Here is a 19,757-nt window from a genome sequence, read left to right on the forward strand (position 1 = left end):
GGCGTTTTTTTTTGCTTTTTAAACCGTGATGAATGTTGTCAGGTGCTGATATGAACAAACCGATGAAAACCCTGATCGTCGTTGGCAATGGCATGGTCGGTCACCATTGTGTGGCGCAACTGATCGAGCGCGGCGCGCTGCAACACTACCACCTGCATGTGTTCAGCGAAGAGCCGATGCGCGCCTATGACCGTGTGCACCTGTCCGAGTATTTCACGGGCCGCGATGCCGAATCGTTGGCACTCTCCGAGGCGTCGCTGTACCAGACGCCGGGAGTGACGTTGCACCTGGGCGTGCCGGTGCTGGAGATCGACCGCGTTCGCCGTGAGGTGATCACGGCTCAGGGCTGCGTGGCCTACGACACATTGGTCCTGGCCACCGGCTCCTATCCGTTCGTGCCGCCGATCGAAGGCGCCGAAGGGGATTCGCGGTTGGTGTATCGCACCTTGCACGACCTTGATGCCATCCGTGCAGCGGCAGCCAATGCCCGACGTGGTGTGGTGGTGGGCGGTGGCCTGCTGGGCCTGGAAGCCGCCAACGCCCTGAAAAGCTTGGGGCTGGAAGCCCATGTGGTGGAGTTCGCACCGCGCTTGATGCCAGTGCAGTTGGATGATTTCGGCGGTCTGGCGCTCAAGGCCCAGATCGAACGGCTGGGCGTCGGTGTGCACCTGTCCCGTGCCACGCAGTCGATCAGTGCGGGCGAGCAGTACCGCTATCGCATGAACTTTGCCAACGACGAATTCCTCGAAACCGACCTTATCGTGTTCTCCGCCGGCATCCGCGCACAGGACGCCCTGGCGCGCCAGGCTGGCCTGGAGATTGGTCCGCGTGGCGGGGTGGTGATCAACGATGAGTGCTTGAGTTGCGATCCGCACATCTACGCGATTGGCGAGTGCGCGTCGTGGAACGGCAGCCTGTTCGGCCTGGTCGCGCCGGGGTACCAGATGGCCCGCGGGGTAGCCGCGCTGTTATGCGGGCAGGTCGCCGAGCCCTTTGTCGGTGCCGACATGTCCACCAAGCTCAAACTGCTCGGCGTGGACGTGGGTTCCATCGGCGACGCCCATGCCCACACGCCGGGTGCGCGCAGCTATCAGTTCATCGACGAGGCCAGCGCCAGTTACCGGCGCCTGGTGGTGGACGCATCGGGCAAGCATGTGATCGGCGCAGTGCTGGTTGGCGACAACAGCTACTACGACACGTTGCTGCAATACATGCAGAACGCGATTGCACTGCCTGCGGAACCGGCCAGCCTGATCCTGCCGTCGTCCGCCGGTGCACCGACTCTCGGCCCAGGCGCTTTGCCGGAGTCGGCCACGGTGTGTTCCTGCCACAACGTGACCAAAGGCGCGATTTGCTCGGCCATCGACGGCGGCTGCAGCGACCTCGGCCTGCTCAAATCCCAGACCAAGGCTTGCACCGGTTGCGGCGGTTGCGCGGGCTTGCTCAAGCAAGTGTTTGAACACGAGTTGATTGCCCGTGGCGTCAGCGTCGACAAGAGCCTGTGCGAACACTTCGCCTACACCCGTCAGGAGCTCTATGCCCTGGTGCGTGTGGAAGGGGTGACCACCTTCGAAGAACTGCTGGCCAAACACGGCCGTGGCCACACCGGTTGCGACGTGTGCAAACCGGCGGTCGGTTCGATCCTGGCGTCGTGCTGGAACCAGCCAATCATGGACGCCTCGTTGGTGCCGTTGCAGGACACCAACGACACGTTCATGGCCAACATGCAGAAGAACGGCACCTACTCGGTGGTGCCACGGATTCCCGGTGGTGAAATCACGGCCGACAAGCTGATCGTAATCGGTGAAGTGGCGAAGAAATACGACCTCTACACCAAGATCACCGGCGGCCAGCGCATCGACTTGTTTGGCGCGCAGTTGCATGAGCTGCCGGATATCTGGGCCGAGCTGATCGCCGCTGGCTTTGAGACCGGGCACGCGTATGGCAAATCCACGCGTACGGTGAAGTCCTGCGTGGGCAGCACTTGGTGCCGCTACGGCGTGCAGGACAGCGTGAAAATGGCGCTGCTGATCGAGGATCGCTACAAGGGCTTGCGTTCGCCGCACAAACTCAAGTTCGCGGTGTCCGGCTGCACCCGTGAATGCGCCGAAGCCCAGAGCAAGGACGTGGGCGTGATCGCCACCGAGAAGGGCTGGAACCTTTACATCGCGGGCAACGGCGGCATGCGTCCGCGCCATGCCGAACTGTTCGCTACTGACCTCGACGACGCCACGTTGATCCAGTACATCGACCGCTTCCTCATGTTCTACATCCGCACCGCCGACAAACTGCAACGCACCTCTGTGTGGCGCGAAAGCCTGGAAGGTGGCCTGGATTTCCTCAAAGACGTAATCCTGCACGACAGCCTCGGCCTGGGCGCGGAGCTGGAAGCGCAGATGCAGCTGGTCGTCGACCGCTACGAATGCGAGTGGGCCAACGCCCTCAAAGATCCGGAAAAACTCAAGCGCTTCCGCACCTTCGTCAACGACAAACGCCCCGACCCGGACATCCACTTTGTCCAGGAACGCGGCCAGCGCCGGCCGATCATGGCCACCGAACTCAACCTGATTCCCGTCATCGAGGAGATTGCCTGATGAGCCAGCCTGACACTCAGCACCACCTGTCCACCTGGAAAGGGGTGTGCAGTGAGCAAGACCTGGTGAGCAACTCCGGCGTAGTGGTGTGGTTGGACGGCGCTCAAGTGGCGCTGTTCTACCTGCCGGGTGCGCAGGAACAGACGCTGTTCGCCATCGACAACCATGACCCCGAGTCGGGGGCGAATGTAATTGGCCGTGGATTGGTCGGCAGTATCAAGGGCGATTTGGTGGTGGCTGCGCCGATCTATAAGCAGCATTACCGCTTGCAGGACGGCCAGTGCCTGGAGTCGCCGCACCAGCGATTGCAGGTGTGGCCTGTGCGATTGAATAAGGGCGTGGTGGAACTCGCAGTGAGCTGATTCACCTCGGCCAAAATGTGGGAGGGGGCTTGCTCCCGATGGCGGTGTGTCAGTCAACGTCTGTATGGCTGAACCATTGCTATCGGGAGCAAGCCCCCTCCCACATAAAAAACTGCATCGCAGTGGAGAAATCTTACTGCTCTAGTTGCTGCAATCACGCTGCGTAATGCCTTTCTCCCTCGCGTACTAGGACGGCCAGTGCCTGGAGGCGCCACACCAGCGATTCAAGTGTGGCCGGTGCGATTGAATGAGGGCGTGGTGGAACTCGCAGTGAGCTGATCGACCTCGGTCCAAGTGTGGGAGGGGGCTTGCTCCCGATGGCGGTGTGTCAGTCGACATCGGTATGGCTGAACCACCGCCATCGGGAGCAAGCCCCCTCCCACATAAAACTGCATTGCGGTGGAGAAATCTTACTGCTTTTTGCTGCAATCACGCGGCGTAATGCCTTTCTCCTTTGCGTACTAGGACGACCAGTGCCTGGAGGCGCCGAACCAGCGATTGCAGGTGTGGCCGGTGCGATTGAATAAGGGCGTGGTGGAACTCGCAGTGAGCTGATCGACCTCGGTCCAAGTGTGGGAGGGGGCTTGCTCCCGATGGCGGTGTGTCAGTCAACATCGGTATGGCTGAACCACCGCCATCGGGAGCAAGCCCCCTCCCACATAAAACCGCATTGCGGTGGAGAAATCCTACTGCTCTTTGCTGCAATCACGGGGGGAAATGCCTTTCTCCCTCGCGTACTAGGACGGCCAGTGCCTGGAGGCGCCACACCAGCGATTGCAGGTGTGGCCGGTGCGATTGAATGAGGGCGTGGTGGAACTCGCAGTGAGCTGATACACCTCGGTCAAAATGTGGGAGGGGGCTTGCTCCCGATGGCGGTGTGTCAGTCAATATCGGTATGGCTGAACCACTGCTATCGGGAGCAAGCCCCCTCCCACATAAAACCGCATTGCGGTGGAGAAATCCTACTGCTCTTTGCTGCAATCACGCGGCGTAATGCCTTTCTCCTTCGCGTACTGCGCCGCCGAGGCTTCGATGATCGGCCGCAGCAGCGCGCGGTCGGCTTGTACCCAATCGCTGATCAGGTTCCAGCGCTGGCCATCCCACTGCTGGAAGCGCACCGCGCCGCCGCCTTCATGGTCGGCGCAGGACAGTTTTAGCGGTTGCACCAGGCCTTTTGCGCCCAGGGCCTGAAGACGTGCATCGTCCAAGTTCAGGTGTTCGAAACCCCAGCGCACTTGTTCGCCAGTGAGGGGCTGGTGGCCGTATTTTTCCTGGGCCAGGCGCACGGCTTCGACGTTGAGAATGCCGTTCACCACACCGAGGTTGTAGTACACCGTGCCGAAGCGCTTCGGATCGGCCAGGTTGCCTTTGCCCGCGTCCACCACGCTTTGCTTGATGCCTTGCAGCACTGGGAAATCGGTGCCGGACGGGTGGGTGGTGATGGAGATAAAACCCTTGGCTGCGTTGCCGGCCGGCAACACGTCTTCTTCCGAGTTGCTCCAGATATTGCCGATGATGTGATCAGCCGGGTAACCGACTTTTTGCGCAGATTTGAGCGCCACCGGGTTCATCACGCCCCAGCCGCGCAGGATCACCCAGTCCGGCTTGAGACGGCGAATGTTCAGCCACTGCGATTGTTGCTCGTTGCCAGGGTGTGGCACTTCCAGCAGGGTCAATTCGAAGCCGGCATTTTTGGCCAGGGTTTCCAGTACCCCGTTGGTTTCCTTGCCGTAGGGCGAGCCGTGGTAGAGCACGGCGATTTTCTTGCCCTTGAGTTTGTCAGCGCCGCCTTCGCGCTGGCCGATGTAGTTGATGATCGCCGAGACTTCCGAATACGGGTTGAGCTGCAACGGGAACACGTAGGGGAAGACGCTGCCGTCGGTGGAGTCGGTGCGCCCGTGGTTGATGGTGATCAGCGGTAGTTTGTCGGCGGTCGAGCGATCCAGCGTGGCGTAGGCGATGCCCACCGACAGCGGGTTGGTGGCTGCTGCGGGCGCACCGTTGAGACCGCCCTTGAGGCGCTCGTAGCATTCGACGCCTTTTTCCACCACGTACTCGGTCTCGCATTCGCTCCAGGTCAACTTGACGCCGTTCACGCCGCCGTTGGCGTTGATGTATTGCAGGTAGTCGATAAACCCACCGAAGAAGCCGGTGCCACCGGCGGCATAGGGCCCAACCCGATAGCTTTGCAACGGAAAGTATTGTTCGTTGGCGGCCTGGACGGTGCCCGTGAGCGTGGCGGTGATCAAGGCCAGGCCCAAGGCCAGGCGGCGCAGCGGTGCGGGGTGTCTCATGGAGGCAGTTCCTCGGGGTTCAGCTCGGGGGTTAGTAAGTTAGTAACGCAGCGGCCATACCCTGGCCCGTTGACGAAAGCGCTGCCACAGTCGGGCCAGCCCCTCCGGTTCCTTGATCAGGAAGGTGATGATCAGTGCACCGAACAGCATCTTCTGAAGGTTTTCCAGCTGGCCGGCGTCCATCAATCCGGCCGGCAGCAACGCGAAGAGGTTGCCCAGCAGGATCGGGAACAACACGATGAAGGCCGCGCCGAGGACGTTGCCGAGCACACTGCCCAGGCCGCCGATAATGATGATGAAGAGCACCTGAAATGAGCGGCTCAGGTCGAAGCCGTGAGGCTCCACCGTGCCCAGGTAGGCGAAGGCCCAAAGCGACCCCGCGACACCCAGGTAGAAGCCGCTGATGGCAAACGCCAGCAGCTTGGCCTTGAGCAGCCGAATGCCGATCACGGCGGCGGCGGTGTCCATGTCGCGCACGGCCATCCAGTTGCGGCCCAGCTCACTGCGCACCAGGTTTTTACCGAGCCAGAACAGCGCCACGACCACGCTGAGGGTCAGCAAGTAGCGGCCACATGGCGAGCTGAAATCAACCCCGGCGATCAGCAATGGCGGCGAGGTGATGACCCCGGATGCGTTGTCGTTGGTAAACCAACTGAAGCGGGTCAGCACCCACTCCACCACGAACTGGGCGGCCAGGGTCGCTACCAACAGGTAAAAGCCCTTGATGCGCAGGCTCGGCAGACCGAAGAACACCGCCACCAGCGCAGCGATCACGCCGCCCAGGCCAAAGCTCACCAGCAACGGCAAACCGGGTACGCGCAATTGCAGGTTGTAGGCGGCAAATGCGCCCACCGCCATGAACGCCGCCGAGCCCAGAGAGAGTTGCCCGGCGTAGCCAGTCAGCAGGTTCAGGCCGAGGCCGGCCAGGGACAGCACCAGCAGCGGCACGAGGATCGCGCTGAACCAGTAGTCGTTGCCCAACCACGGCATCACCACAAAGGCAAAGCCCAGCAGTAGCCACAGCGCGATGCGGTCCTGGCGCAGGCGAAAGGTGCGGCGCTCGGCCGCGTAGGAGGTGCTGATTTGACCGACTTCTTGATACAGCATGCAGGCATTTCCTCAAAAAACGATCAGACCCGTTCGATGGCGCGCTCGCCGAACAACCCGGCAGGGCGCACCAGCAAGAACAGCAAGGCAAGGACGTAAGGCACCCAGTTTTCAATGCCGCTGCCGATGATCGGGCCGAGGTAGATCTCGGCGATTTTTTCGCTCGCGCCGATGATCAAGCCGCCGACAATCGCGCCGCCGATGGACGAGAAACCGCCGATGATCAGCACCGGCAGCGCCTTGAGCACCACCAGCGAGAGCGAGAACTGCACCCCCAGGCGTGCGCCCCAGAGCAACCCGGCCACCAGGCCGACGAACCCCGCCACGGCCCACACCAGGGCCCAGATGCGCGGCAGGCGAATGCCCACCGCCATGGACGCCAGCGGGTCGTCTGCGACTGCACGCAGCGACAGGCCGATACGGGTTTTGTTGAACAGCAATGACAGGGCGAGCACCAACGCGGCGGCGGTGCCGGCAGCGAACAGGTCGAACTGCGAGAGCAGCATGCCGCGGATTTCCAGCGGCTCGTCGGCAATGCCCAAATCCAGGCCATGCACCTGCGCACCCCAGAGGAATTGCGCGAAGCCTTCGATCATGTAGGACAGCCCAAGGGTGGCCATGAACAGGATGATCGGCGGGCGATTGACCAGGGGCCGCAGCACCACTTTCTCGATCAGCAGCGCAAGCACCACCATGCTCACCAGGGTCAGCAAAAACGCGAAGACAAACGGAAAGCCGCGCTCCAGCAGGCTGACAAAGGTCAGCGCGGCGAACAGCACCATGGCGCCCTGGGCGAAGTTGAAGACGCCCGAGGCTTTGTAGATCAGCACAAAACCGATCGCCACCAGGGAATACATCACGCCCGCCAACAGGCCGCCGATCAGCACCTCAAAGAAAAATTCCATGCTCAAGTTCCCAGATAGGCGGCGATGACATCGGGGTTGGCGCGCACTTGCTCGGGTGTGCCGTCGCCGATCTTGCGGCCGTAGTCGAGCACCACTACGTGGTCGCACAAGCCCATGACCACACCGATATCGTGCTCGATCAGCACCACGGTGGTGCCGAACTCGCGGTTGATGTCGCGGATGAATTGGCTCATCTGGGCTTTCTCCTGAGCGTTCATACCGGCCATGGGCTCATCCAGCAGCAACAGGGTCGGCTCGGACGCCAGGGCGCGGGCCAGTTCGACACGCTTTTGCAGGCCATAGGGCAGGGTGCCCACCAGCACGTGTCGCCAGGGATGGATCTGCAAAAACGCGATGACTTTTTCGGCGTGCAGGCGGTGCGCGTCCTCCTCGCGCGGGGCTCGGCCCAGGCGCAGCATCTGCTCGATCCAGCTGCTGCGGCGCTTGAGGTTGCGCCCGGTGAGCACGTTGTCGAGCACGCTCATGCCCTTGAACAGCGCGATGTTCTGGAAGGTTCGCGCAATCCCGCCTTCGGCCGCCTGATGCGCGCGCATGCGCCGTCGGGTGTGGCCGGCGTAGTGGATGCTGCCGCTTTGGGGGTGGTAAACGCCGTTGATCACATTGAGCAGCGAACTCTTGCCGGCGCCGTTAGGGCCGATCAGCCCGCAGATGTCCCCGGCCTTGACGTCGAAACTGATGGAGGTGATGGCCTTGATGCCCTTGAACGACAGGGTAATGTCATCGAGCCGCAGTAAGACCGCTTGAGTGGTTGCATGCATGGTGGGGCTCGTCAGACAGCGTGAGGCAGTCGTTGGTCGGCGGGTTGGTGTTGGGGCGCTGGCTCTTGCCAACGGCCGGGATCGATGCCCAGGGCGGTAAAGAACGCCGCACTGTCCGGGCTCAACGCTGGCCCTACCAGCAAGGGCACGCGCAAGCGGCTCATGCCCAGCACATCGAGCAATGGTCGACGCACCAGCCAGTGGCCCAGCCAGCGGCGAATGATCGATGGGGTTGGCTGCATCGCCCAGCGGTACAGGCGATGACTGAATGTGCCCGGCAGCGGCAGGCGCTCACGTGCCCACTGTTCCAGACGGCCGTAGGATTCACGGGTGCCCAGCACCAAGGTTGGGCCTAGCTCGCGGCGGTCGGTGTCACGGGTGGCCAGGGCTTCGGGGAAGTTCAGGCGAAAACCAGCGTGCAGCCAGGGCGCCAGCAAGTAGCGCGCCTGCCCGCTGGCGGCGAAAACCCGCGCGGCCAGGGCTTCCTCATTGGCGTCGAGGTGTTCGCGGGCCACCAAAGTGCGCGCGTCCATGAGCAACTGCCCGTGGGTCAACTGCACGCGGGTATCGGCGTGGAACACAAAGGCGAGGGCGGTTGACTGAGTGGCGCACGCCGGGGCAGGGAGGTCCGTGCGCAAGTCCGCATAAGCGACCAAGTGGGGGCCTTTGTGTTGATCCAGACCGCGCCCATCGAGGTACACCACCACACCGGGCCCACTGATTGACGGAATCGCCTCGGCGTTTTCGGCGAGAACAAATGTCGGCCGCAGTTGCACCAGCAGCGCACGATTGTCGCGCTCGGGATCGAGCAGCGTGACGCTCCCCCCCAACCACTGCGCGGCCAGTGCCAGCAGCAAGGCTTCGGGGCGCGCCTGACTGATGATCAGCAGATCATCGTCAGGCCCGAAGTCGCGCTGGTGAAGGGCTGCGGCGAGTTGGCGTATGTCGTCTGCCAGCTCGCTCCAACGTCGCTCTTGCCAGATGCCCAGGCGCTTGTAACGCAAGGCAATCGCCGACCCTCGGGTGTGGGCTTGATGCAGCAGCGCCTGGGGCAGTGTCTGGGGCATGGGTGTGTCCTTTGGGTCGATGCAAAGGTGATTGCACGCGCCATGCCAGGGGGATAAATGCTTTTATTTCAAAGGGATACGTTTAATTTTAAAAGGGAGAGCCTGTTTGGATTCAGCACAAGCTGTGCAACTGCTGTTGGTGGGGCAACAGGCGTTTCCTCAGGTGGCCTGTCAGGTAACTCCCTTGGACTGTTCCCGTTGCTGAAAAGCAGGGGGCAAGCGTTAAAATGCCGCCCGCATCTTGCCCCCATCAAGGACCCTACATGCCACTGATCACGGAACGCGTAGCCCTGGCCCGCATCGGCGCCAATGAGAAGGTTATCTGCCGCATGGCCTCGGGCTGGGCGGTGATGGGGGATGTGCAGTTTCTGCCGGGCTACTGCCTGCTGCTGCCCGATCCGGTGGTCGCGAGTTTGAACGACCTGGATACCGAAGCCCGCGCGACTTACCTGCTGGACATGGCGCGCCTCGGTGATGCGGTGTTGCACGCCACCGACGCCCAGCGCATGAATTACGAAATCCTGGGCAACTCCGAGCCTGAGTTGCACTGCCATATATTCCCGCGCTACGCCTCGGAACCCGACGACAAGCGCCGGATGCCGGCATGGTTTTATGACTGGAAGAATGCTGTTCCTTATGCCGAAGAGGTGCATGGGGATTTGCGCAAGGCCATCGAGCGGTTGCTGCGTCAACCCAGTTGAGAGGCGAGAGCGTGCAGCCGCATTGGCGTCAACTTTTATTAACTTTCGCGTGAAGAGTGCAGTTAGAAATATGAATCTACTCGATCCGTTGACTGGAACAGAAGCGTTGACTCAATCGGGGAGACCCATAGAGCCTGGGTTTCTAACGGCTTTCTGGGGCTGGGGCTTTTCAGCATTGGATAACCCCCTGCTACGAGGTTATCTGGCAGAGTTTTTGGTGTACCGGGCGCTGTTCAACATGCCTAGCCCCGATTTCCAGGTACCCACATCGCATTTTTCAACCAAGATGGAAGGCGATGTTCATGACCTCGTGTTTTTCATGAATGATGAAAAATTCACTATTCAAGTTAAATCGAAAGACTCCTATAGCAAATCTCAGGTGTTCGATACCTCCTTCGCTGAAGGATTCGATTGTGTCTCCAATAGTCCGCTGCCCGCTGAGCATTGGTCAGACTTTTACATCTTCGCTTATCTGGCATTGGATAATAAAAAGTGTCAGGAGAACGAGCGTCTTCATGATAAGTGGAACCCCAATCCATCTCGTGCACTGCCGAGGGAGAAAGCGCGGTTCAAGCTCAATAAGCAGGCGTTGGTGAAATCGGTGTTGGAACTCGATAACTGGAGCTTCTACATTCTTGACCGAGAGCAATTACGTGGGCAGAAAAGCATCAACTTGAACAAGCTGCGCAGTAAGGTCAATAAGGGGGAAGCTGTGTGGGTACAGCATGGCGGTATTGCAGATGCGTTGGTGGATTTCGCCCTCGAACGGCACGCTAAACGCTGCGATGAAATGCTTTAGGTTCCCTTCGCTCGTGGGGTACGTCACATAGCCGCCAGCGAAACCGCTACACTGCCGCCCCCGAATTTCAGCAAGGATGCTTTGAATGCGTTCGCTCGTCAGCGCTGTGCTCCTCTCCATGACCCTGGCGGCCCCGGCCATGGCCGAGCCTCGTTCGTTCTCGGTCAATGACCCGAGCGGCAAATACCTGGTCGAAGTGTTGTTCCCGCAGGTGCCGCAGGACTTGCAGTACCTGGCGCGAGCCCTGATCACGATACGCGACGTAACTACCCTCGAAATCCTCCAGCAATTGCAGACTCCGGACGCCCAGGTGCCGCTGGACCAGAATGGTAAAACCGTCGACTGGCGTTTGATGGGCGAGAACGGCGTGGTCTACTTTGCCGACATCAATCAGGATGGCCGCCAGGACTTGGCGATCCGCAATGGCACCGGCGCGGATAAAGACTTCCAGTCCAGTTACGATGTGTACCTGCAAGACCCGCACAAGACGCAGTGGGTGCTCAACGGCCCCCTGACCGATCTTGCGAACGAAACCTCCGGCGGTATGTTCTCAGTCAATCCCAAGGACGGCGTTATCCATTCGCAGACCGACCAGGGTTGCTGCTGGACCCGCGCCAGCCGCTATCAGATGCGCGACGGTGAGTTGGTGAGACTCAGCGCGTACACCCAGGCCCAAGTGCCTGCGACGGACGATGACGCCAACAACAGCATGCCCAGCGGCTACATGCTGCGCACCACCGGTGAGTGGAAGGACGGCCAGTGGCTGGAAACCCCAAGGCTCGAAGGGCCGGTCAATGAGGATCCTGAGTTCCTGGCCGGCACCCTCAACGGCAAGATCCCGGTGCAACTCTGGTACCAGCAACAGGGCGCGGTGTTGATTGGTGAATTGCGCTACACCAAAAGCGGCAGCGGCAAGCCGATCAAGCTGGTAGGCGAGTTGGGTGAATACGGCGAGCAGTCGTTTGTCTATCTGCACGAATATGCCGACGATGGTCATCAAACCGGCATCTGGCGCATCACTCGGGAAACCGTCGAGCCCTATGCTTACTCCGGCACGTGGGTCAGTGGCGCCCAGGGTGACAAGCCGGAGTTGCAAATCCAACTGCATCGCGAGGACCGTGAGCCTGAGTACAAGAAACTCGGTGACGTTGCCCGCGATCAGCGTGACGGTCACTACCAGATGCGCAACGACTTCCTCGACCGTGACGGCGACCTGGACCTGAAGATCCTCCCCGACCGCGATGCCCAGGGCCGTGAAGTGGCGGAGTTCACCGTAACGCTCAAGGAAACCGGTACCGACAAGGTCATCGTCAGCGCGCACCACAGCGTGCCGATGGAAACCGAGAACCTGATTATCGTGCGCGAGCCGTTGGCGACCCGGCGCGCCGGCCCGTATCACATTCAACTGGTGAAGGGTTTTGCGGTGATCAACCACAACTCGGCGCCGGACTTTCCGGATTACTTCACGGGGATGTATCGCAAGCAATAGCGCAGATGCTGAGCCAGCCGCTTAACATCGATGGGTGATTTGAATGCCGGAAACTACCCAGCGAACAACCTAAAGCAGTGCCGCCCGACAAGCGAGCGGCCTTGCCGTGCGCGCGGGTCAGTCGGTGGCTTCAACCCATTCGCAGTTTATGAGCGGCGTTCCATCCCCGACGCGCATGTAATAGGCGTCTGGAACCGCGATCCGTTCATGGGAGGTGCCCACCGGCCCGTCGTGGTAATCGGTGAACAACTGCCCACCGGTAATCTCCCAGCGCACGGAGTACCCCTGCGTTGACCGATAAAGCCAGAGGCGCGGCGCCGCGCGGCAGGACAGGTAGTTGCCGTCCTGAAGCTGAAGCTGCATGCGGTTGCCGTCGCTGGAGACATTTTTGAACTTGGCTTTGTCGCCGTTGGACGGCGTTGCGCTGATGTAGTCCCAAAAGCTCCAGCTGGCCTGGTTGCCTACGAAATAGGCAAAACTATCCTGCACCTTGCCGTTGTCATCGACGTATTGAAGCTTGAGGTAGTACCACTTGTTTTCTGGTAAAGCCTGGCTGCCGCTGCGAGGGGGCAGCGGCCCGCCCTTGGGTTCGAAAGGTTTGTCGTCCTTGGAGGGGCTGATTGAGTCGCTCATGGGTTCATCCTTTAGAAGAGAAAGTCGAAATGAAAACTCGCCCGGGCCAAAGCCATAATGCGGATAGGTAATGCAGGGGAGGAACGCGGGAATACATCAGGTTGCGCCTTGCGCACAACGGCTTGGGACTGTGCTACGACATTGGGACGATCACCCGTTTGCGTTACGGCTTGTCCTTCTCTCATCCATGATTTCAGCAACCGATGGCTCAAGCCATCGAGGCGTTTTGCAAGGTTAGGTCATGACGGCGGATTCGTCGAAAAAAAAACTGCGGCATGGCGCCCGCCAGGCTCAATGACTGGCGCCATGCAGCGGCTGATCAGCGGTTAAAGCGTTCTACCAACGCATATTGAGTGGCCGCCGTATTGGTCAGCTGCTTGCTAAGGTCGGTGGATTGATGGGCTTGTATCGACGTCTGGTCAGCCAGCTCCGCGATAGTGGTGATGTTGCGGCTGATCTCCTCGGCGACCGCGCTTTGTTCCTCAGTGGCGGCGGCGATCTGGGTGGTCATTTCGGTGATATGAGACACCGCTTCGCTGATGCCGACCAACGCCTGGTCTGCTTCCAGCACCCAGGCTACGCCTTCCTGCGCCTGGCGTTGGCCGTTTTCCATGCTTTGCACGGCATTGTTGGACGATGCCTGCAACTGAGTGATCAGCGCATGGATTTGAGTGGTGGATTGGGAGGTACGCTGCGCGAGTTGGCGCACTTCATCGGCCACCACGGCAAACCCGCGGCCTTGCTCACCGGCGCGGGCCGCTTCGATGGCGGCGTTGAGGGCGAGCAGGTTGGTTTGATCGGCGATGCCTTTGATCACGTCCACCACGCTGCCGATTTCGTCACTGTCCTTGGCCAACTGCGCCACGGTGGTGCCGGTTTCGCCCACGACGGCGGACAAGCGCTCAATGGCCAGGCGGGTATCACGCGCGACTTCACGGCCACGTCCGGTCAGCACGTTGGCCTGCTGGGTGGCGTCGGCGGTGCGCTGCACATGGCTGGCGACTTCCTGAGTGGTCGCAGCCATCTGGTTGACGGCCGCCGAGACCTGCTCGGTTTCAACGCGTTGGCGATCCAGGCCTTTGGAGCTGGCGGTGGCCAACTGATCCGATTGCCCGGCCAGGGCGCTGAGTTGTTCGGCACTGTCCTGCAAGCGTGTGAGGCAGGTTTTCAGGCGCGAGTTTTGGCTGAGGAACGCGGTTTCCAGGCGTGCCTGGGGGCCGCTGGCGTCGCTGTACATCTGGGCAATCAAGGCATCCGACGTCGAGGGCTCGACACCCGCCAGCAGGCGCAAGGTGCTGCCTTGGCGTACGCGTGAGCAGAGCATACCCACCGGCACGGCAACGGCCACGGCCACCGCAATGGCGATCGGTGCACTGAGGAAAAGTCCGGCAATGCTGCCGGCGATACCGGTGGCCACGTACGGAACGGCACTCAACGCCGCGGGCAGCCAAGTGTCCTTGATTAGCGCGCTGGATTTGCCTTGGCTGAGGCGGCGATACAGCACCTGCGCCCGGCGGATTTCATCGGCGCTGGGCTTGACCCTCACCGATTCAAAGCCAACGACTTCGCGGCCGTGGAAGATCGGTGTGACGTAGGCGTTAACCCAGTAATGGTCGCCGTTTTTCGAGCGGTTCTTGACGATGCCCATCCACGGCAGGCCTTGCTTGAGCGCACGCCACATATGGGCAAACACGGCCGGTGGGACATCGGGGTGACGCACGATGTTCTGCGGCGCGCCGATCAGATCGGCCCGTTCAAAACCGCTGATTTCGACAAAGGCGTCGTTGCAGTAAGTGATGCCCCCGTGAATATCGGTGGCGGAGATAAGTTTTTGCGAAGGCGCGAGTGAAATCTCACGTTGTGTTACTGGCTGGTTGTTGCGCATTCCGGCTACTCCCTGGTTGCACACAGTGCATCGGCGCCAACGTGCAGAAGATTAATTCACATCGGCTATTTCGCCAGCCATTGGTCAAAAGCCTGAAACTTATCGATTAAAAACCTCATAATGGCGGCCATTTTTGTTTAGCCCGTAATTCTGGTGTGCCCCCATGGAAATCAAGGTCAACTTTCTCGACAACCTCCGGCTTGAAGCCAAGTTCGATGACTTCACGGTGATTGCCGACCAACCTATTCGCTATAAGGGCGATGGTTCGGCACCGGGGCCCTTCGACTACTTCCTGGCATCGTCGGCGCTGTGCGCGGCGTACTTTGTGAAGCTGTACTGCCAGACCCGCAACATCCCCACCGACAATATCCGCCTGTCCCAGAACAACATCGTCGACCCGGAAAACCGCTATAACCAGATCTTCAAGATCCAGGTCGAGTTGCCCGCGGATATCTCCGATAAGGACCGCCAGGGCATCCTGCGCTCCATCGACCGTTGCACGGTGAAAAAAGTGGTGCAGGCCGGTCCCGAATTTGTGATCGAAGAGGTGGAAAATCTCGACGCCGACGCCCAGGCCTTGTTGATGCCCAGCAGCCTGTCGGAGCAGGGCACCTACATCGCGGGCAAGGACCTGCCGCTGGAACAGACCATCGCCAACATGTCCGGGATCCTTGCCGGCCTGGGCATGAAGATCGAGATCGCCTCGTGGCGCAATATCGTGCCCAACGTGTGGTCGCTGCATATCCGCGATGCGCACTCGCCAATGTGTTTCACCAACGGCAAGGGCGCGACCAAAGAGGGCGCGCTGGCGTCGGCATTGGGCGAATTCATCGAGCGGCTCAACTGCAACTTCTTCTACAACGACCAATTCTGGGGTGAAGAACTGGCCAACGCGCCGTTCGTGCATTACCCGGACGAGCGTTGGTTCCAGCCAGGCCCCAACGACGAGCTGCCGACTGAAATCCTCGACGCTTATTGCCGCAAGGTTTACGACCGCGAAGGCGAGCTGCGCGGTTCGCATCTGTTCGACACCAACTCCGGCAACGAAGCGCGCGGCATTGTTTCGCTGCCGTTCGTGCGCCAGTCCGATGGCGAGGTGGTGTACTTCCCGTCCAACCTGATCGAAAACCTCTACCTCAGCAACGGCATGAGCGCGGGCAACACCCTGGCTGAAGCCCAGGTTCAGTGCCTTTCGGAGATTTTCGAGCGCGCGGTCAAGCGTGAAATCATCGAAGGTGAATTTGCCCTGCCGGACGTGCCGGCTGAGGTGCTCGCCAAATACCCAAGCATTGTGGCGGGCATCGAAGGCCTGGAAGCCCAGGGCTTCCCGGTGCTGGTCAAGGATGCATCCCTGGGCGGCGAATTCCCGGTGATGTGTGTGACCCTGATGAACCCGCGCACCGGCGGGGTATTCGCCTCCTTCGGTGCCCACCCGAGCCTGGAAGTGGCGCTGGAGCGCAGCCTCACCGAATTACTGCAAGGCCGCAGTTTCGAGGGTTTGAACGACTTGCCGCAGCCGACCTTCGAAGGCCAGGCGGTGACGGAGCCGAACAACTTCGTCGAGCACTTCATCGACTCCAGCGGTGTGGTGTCGTGGCGATTCTTCAGCGCGCAGTCGGACTACGAGTTTGTCGAGTGGGACTTCTCCGGTGAAGGCGAAGACTCCAACGTCCAAGAGGCTGCGACCTTGTTCGGCATCCTGGAAGGCATGGGCAAAGAAGCCTATATGGCGGTGTACGAGCACCTCGGCGCCACCGCTTGCCGCATCCTGGTGCCGGATTACTCGGAAATCTACCCGGTGGACGACCTGATCTGGGACAACACCAACAAAGCGCTGTTCTTCCGCGAGGATATTCTCAACCTGCATCGCCTGGACACGGAAGAATTGCAGGCATTGGTCGAGCGCCTGATCGAAAGCGAGCTGGACGATTACACCGACATCACCACCTTGATCGGCATCGAGTTCGACGACAACACGGTATGGGGCCAACTGACCATCCTGGAGTTGAAGCTGCTGATTTTCCTGGCCTTGCAGCAATATGAAGAGGCCAAGGAGTGCGTGGAGATGTTCCTGCAGTACAACGACAACACCGCCGAGCGCGGCCTGTTCTACCAGGCGTTGAACGGTGTGCTGGAGATGGAACTGGACGACGACTTGGACTTGGCGGATTACGAAGCCAACTTCCGCCGCATGTTTGGTAATGAGCGAATGGATGCGGTGATCGGCTCGGTCGATGGCAGTGTGCGGTTCTATGGGTTGACGCCGACCAGCATCAAGCTGGAAGGCTTGGACCGGCATTTGCGTTTGATTGACAGCTACAAGAAGCTGCATTCAGCGCGTGCCAACATCGTCCAGGTGTAACGCATACCCAATGTGGGAGGGGGCTTGCTCCCGATGGCGGTGGTTCAGACAAATATTCAGTGCCTGACACGCCGCTATCGGGAGCAAGCCCCCTCCCACGTTTGATCTTTGTTTTTTGGGGGGGTTATATACGGGCCAAGGCTTGCGCCAGGTCCGCTCGTAGATCCTCCACATCCTCAACCCCCACCGACAACCGCACCAACCCGTCGCCAATCCCCAGCTGCGCCCGCGTCGCCGCCGGGATGCTGGCATGGGTCATGATCGCCGGATGTTCGATCAGGCTTTCCACACCTCCCAGGCTTTCGGCCAGGGCGAAGATGTTCACGTGTTCCAGAAAGCGGGTGGCGCCCGCCAGGTCGCTGTTCAAATCCACTGAAATCATCCCACCAAACCCGCGCATTTGCCGGCGTGCCAGTTCGTGCTGCGGGTGGGATGCCAGGCCTGGGTAATAGACCCGCGCCACTTGCGGTTGTTGCTCCAGCCAGGTGGCCAGGTCCAGCGCGTTGCTGCAATGACGCTCCATGCGCAGGGCCAACGTTTTCACGCCGCGCAGGGTCAGGAACGCGTCGAAGGGCCCGGCGATGGCGCCCACTGAGTTCTGCAGGAAACCCAGGCGATCAGCCAATTCGGGGTTGTCACCGACAATGGCGATACCGCCGATCACATCGGAATGGCCGTTGAGGTATTTAGTGGTGGAGTGCACCACTACATCCACGCCCAGCTCCAGCGGGCGCTGGATCCAGGGGCTGGCGAAGGTGTTGTCAGCCACGCAGATGATCCCGCGATTGCGGCAGATACCTGCGATGGCGGCCAAGTCGGTGAGGCTGAGCAGCGGGTTGCTCGGGGTTTCGACCCAGACCATGCGAGTATCGTCCTGCAAGGATGCTTCAAACGCCGTTACATCACTCAAATCGACAAAGCTGAAACGATGCCCGGCGCTGCGTTGGCGCACCTTGTCGAACAGCCGAAAGGTGCCGCCATAGAGGTCGTTACCGGAAACGATATGGGCGCCCGCATCCAGCAGCTCCAGCACCGTGGAAATCGCCGCGAGCCCGGATGCAAAGGCAAACGCCTGGCTACCGCCTTCAAGGTCGGCCACGCAACGCTCCAGAGCAAACCGCGTGGGGTTGTGGGAGCGGCCGTAGTCGAAGCCCTTGTGCACGCCGGGGCTGTCTTGCAGGTAGGTGGAGTTGGCGTAGATCGGCGGCATCAGCGCGCCAGTGGTTGGGTCTGGGAACTGCCCGGCGTGGATCACACGGGTGGCAAACGCACTTTTATCAGGCTGGCTCATGCAAGGGATCTCCGCAGGTGGTTGAGCAGGTCGACGCGGGTGATCAGGCCATAAAAGCCTCCTGCATCGGCAATGATGGCGACCAAGCCGCGATCCAGTTCAGTTTGCAATTCGGCCAGGCTGGCGCTGGGGGACAGGGTTTGCAGGTTGTCGGTCATGGCGCTGGCGACGATCATCGTGAAGTGCGCGGCATCGTGGTGCAGGCCCAGCAGGATGTCGGATTCGTCGATCACGCCCACCAGTTCGCGGCCGTTGACCAACACCGGCAGTTGCGACACGTCGGCCAGACGCATGCGCTGGAAGGCGGTGAGCAGGGTGTCGTCGGGGCTCACGCTGATCACGCGGCCGTCTTCGAAGCGGCGGGCGATCAGGTCGCGCAGGTCACCGTAGTGTTTGTAATGCAGCAACCCCGCGTCGGTCATCCACTGGTCGTTGTAGACCTTCGACAGATAGCGCGTGCCGGTGTCGCACACAAAGCTAACCACGCGCTTGGGCGTGGTTTGTTCGCGGCAATAGCGCAAGGCAGCGGCGAGCAGGGTGCCGGTGGAGGACCCGCCGAGAATGCCCTCGGCCTTGAGCAGTTGGCGCGCGTGGTCGAAGCTCTCTTCATCGCTGATGGAATAGGCGTGGCGCACGCTGGACAGGTCGGCAATCGACGGGATGAAGTCCTCGCCAATGCCTTCCACGGCCCACGAGCCGGGTGTTATCAACTGGCCGCTGCGGCTGTATTCAGCCATTACCGAACCCACCGGATCGGCCAGTACCATTTCCAGCTCCGGTTGCACGCGCTTGAAGAATCGGGTCAGGCCGGTGAGTGTGCCTGCCGAACCGACGCCGACCACAATGGCATCCAGGTCATGCTGGGTTTGCGCCCAGATCTCCGGCGCGGTGCTGGTCTCGTGAGCCTGGGGATTGGCCGGGTTGTTGAACTGGTCGGCGAAGAATGAGCCGGGAATCTCCTGGGCCAGGCGCGCAGCCATGTCCTGGTAATACTCGGGGTGGCCCTTGCCCACATCGGAGCGGGTGATATGCACCTCGGCGCCCATGGCCTTAAGGTGCAGCACTTTCTCCGTGGACATTTTGTCGGGTACCACCAGCACCACCCGATAACCCTTGGCCCTGCCCACCAGCGCCAGACCCAGGCCGGTGTTGCCCGCGGTGGCCTCGATGATGGTGCCGCCGGGACGCAGGCGGCCGTCACGCTCGGCGGCGTCGATCATGGCCAGGCCGATGCGGTCCTTGATGGAACCGCCGGGGTTTTGGGATTCCAGCTTGAGGAACAGCGTGCAGGGGCCGGTATCGAAACGGCTGACCCGTACCAACGGCGTGTTGCCGATCAGTTCGAGTACGGCGGGGCGTGAGAGTGTAGGCATGGCGTCACCTGGGTGCGCAGAGGAGACATGAAACACTAGGTCGGTATTGGGTGAGTCGCAACCGGGCCGTCGGCTCGCTGTCTTTTTTGGCGCATGGGCCGACGCGACAATTGCGC

General features: G+C 60.8%; 14 protein-coding genes and 2 pseudogenes. 6 read left to right on the plus strand and 10 right to left on the minus strand.

Annotation, left to right across the window (positions count from 1 at the left end):
- The first annotated feature begins 50 nt into the window (after nt 1-50).
- Both nirB and nirD read left to right on the plus strand, forming a co-directional pair.
- Entirely contained in the window at nt 51-2,594 is a 2,544-nt protein-coding gene (gene nirB, locus AB4N82_RS23085) for a nitrite reductase large subunit NirB (protein WP_122757592.1), read from the plus strand.
- The gene (nirD, locus tag AB4N82_RS23090) at nt 2,594-2,956 is read left to right on the plus strand and encodes a nitrite reductase small subunit NirD (RefSeq protein WP_122765235.1); all 363 of its coding nucleotides are present in this window, start codon (nt 2,594-2,596) and stop codon (nt 2,954-2,956) included. Before nirB ends, nirD begins: the two co-directional genes overlap by 1 nt.
- Nucleotides 2,957-3,918: 962 nt before the next feature.
- Here the strand turns inward: nirD and AB4N82_RS23095 are convergent.
- The 5 genes from AB4N82_RS23095 to AB4N82_RS23115 are packed head-to-tail and all read right to left on the minus strand — an operon-like array spanning nt 3,919 to nt 9,108.
- Nucleotides 3,919-5,250 (minus strand): ABC transporter substrate-binding protein, encoded by a 1,332-nt coding sequence (locus AB4N82_RS23095; protein WP_122681101.1) that lies wholly within the window; start codon nt 5,248-5,250, stop codon nt 3,919-3,921.
- Between the two features lie 39 nt (nt 5,251-5,289).
- Nucleotides 5,290-6,357, minus strand: coding sequence for a branched-chain amino acid ABC transporter permease (locus AB4N82_RS23100; RefSeq protein WP_095184622.1), 1,068 nt, complete (start codon nt 6,355-6,357; stop codon nt 5,290-5,292).
- A 23-nt stretch (nt 6,358-6,380) separates the two neighbouring features.
- Nucleotides 6,381-7,262 (minus strand): branched-chain amino acid ABC transporter permease, encoded by an 882-nt coding sequence (locus tag AB4N82_RS23105; RefSeq protein ID WP_032885303.1) that lies wholly within the window; start codon nt 7,260-7,262, stop codon nt 6,381-6,383.
- Between the two features lie 2 nt (nt 7,263-7,264).
- Nucleotides 7,265-8,041 (minus strand): ABC transporter ATP-binding protein, encoded by a 777-nt coding sequence (locus AB4N82_RS23110; protein ID WP_032885302.1) that lies wholly within the window; start codon nt 8,039-8,041, stop codon nt 7,265-7,267.
- An 11-nt stretch (nt 8,042-8,052) separates the two neighbouring features.
- Complete coding sequence (locus AB4N82_RS23115; RefSeq protein ID WP_032885301.1) at nt 8,053-9,108, minus strand: AMP-binding protein; 1,056 nt, start codon at nt 9,106-9,108, stop codon at nt 8,053-8,055.
- Between the two features lie 263 nt (nt 9,109-9,371).
- Between AB4N82_RS23115 and AB4N82_RS23120 the strand changes: the two genes are divergently transcribed.
- The 3 genes from AB4N82_RS23120 to AB4N82_RS23130 all read left to right on the plus strand — a co-directional run bounded on the left by AB4N82_RS23120 (nt 9,372) and on the right by AB4N82_RS23130 (nt 12,097).
- Nucleotides 9,372-9,809 carry an HIT family protein gene (locus AB4N82_RS23120; protein ID WP_032885300.1) on the plus strand — a complete coding sequence of 146 codons (438 nt, stop codon included), beginning with the start codon at nt 9,372-9,374 and terminating at the stop codon, nt 9,807-9,809.
- Nucleotides 9,810-9,879: 70 nt separating this feature from the next.
- Nucleotides 9,880-10,608 (plus strand): hypothetical protein, encoded by a 729-nt coding sequence (locus tag AB4N82_RS23125; RefSeq protein ID WP_122753487.1) that lies wholly within the window; start codon nt 9,880-9,882, stop codon nt 10,606-10,608.
- An 85-nt stretch (nt 10,609-10,693) separates the two neighbouring features.
- On the plus strand, nt 10,694-12,097 hold the full coding sequence (locus AB4N82_RS23130; protein ID WP_122765231.1) for an XAC2610-related protein: 1,404 nt from the start codon (nt 10,694-10,696) through the stop codon (nt 12,095-12,097).
- Between the two features lie 117 nt (nt 12,098-12,214).
- Here the strand turns inward: AB4N82_RS23130 and AB4N82_RS23135 are convergent, their stop codons facing one another.
- The 3 genes and pseudogenes from AB4N82_RS23135 to AB4N82_RS23145 form a co-directional block, all read right to left on the minus strand.
- Entirely contained in the window at nt 12,215-12,730 is a 516-nt protein-coding gene (locus AB4N82_RS23135; RefSeq protein WP_095184627.1) for a hypothetical protein, read from the minus strand.
- Nucleotides 12,731-13,049: 319 nt separating this feature from the next.
- Nucleotides 13,050-13,994: pseudogene (locus tag AB4N82_RS23140) on the minus strand (methyl-accepting chemotaxis protein); the annotation flags it as partial.
- A 351-nt stretch (nt 13,995-14,345) separates the two neighbouring features.
- A pseudogene (locus tag AB4N82_RS23145) lies at nt 14,346-14,615 on the minus strand (PAS domain-containing protein); the annotation flags it as partial.
- Between the two features lie 163 nt (nt 14,616-14,778).
- Between AB4N82_RS23145 and AB4N82_RS23150 the strand changes: the two are divergent.
- A complete protein-coding gene (locus AB4N82_RS23150; RefSeq protein ID WP_032885296.1) occupies nt 14,779-16,977 on the plus strand; it encodes an OsmC domain/YcaO domain-containing protein in 2,199 nt (732 codons plus the stop codon).
- 124 nt (nt 16,978-17,101) lie between these two features.
- On the opposite strand, the gene AB4N82_RS23155 is transcribed toward AB4N82_RS23150, so the two are convergent.
- Nucleotides 17,102-18,268, minus strand: a complete 1,167-nt coding sequence (locus AB4N82_RS23155) for a cystathionine gamma-synthase (RefSeq protein ID WP_122681096.1) — start codon at nt 18,266-18,268, stop codon at nt 17,102-17,104.
- The gene (locus AB4N82_RS23160) at nt 18,265-19,641 is read right to left on the minus strand and encodes a pyridoxal-phosphate dependent enzyme (protein WP_122753483.1); all 1,377 of its coding nucleotides are present in this window, start codon (nt 19,639-19,641) and stop codon (nt 18,265-18,267) included. The genes AB4N82_RS23155 and AB4N82_RS23160 overlap by 4 nt, the downstream gene beginning before the upstream one ends.
- Between the last annotated feature and the right edge of the window lie 116 nt (nt 19,642-19,757).

This window comes from Pseudomonas sp. H1_D04 (assembly GCF_054683855.1).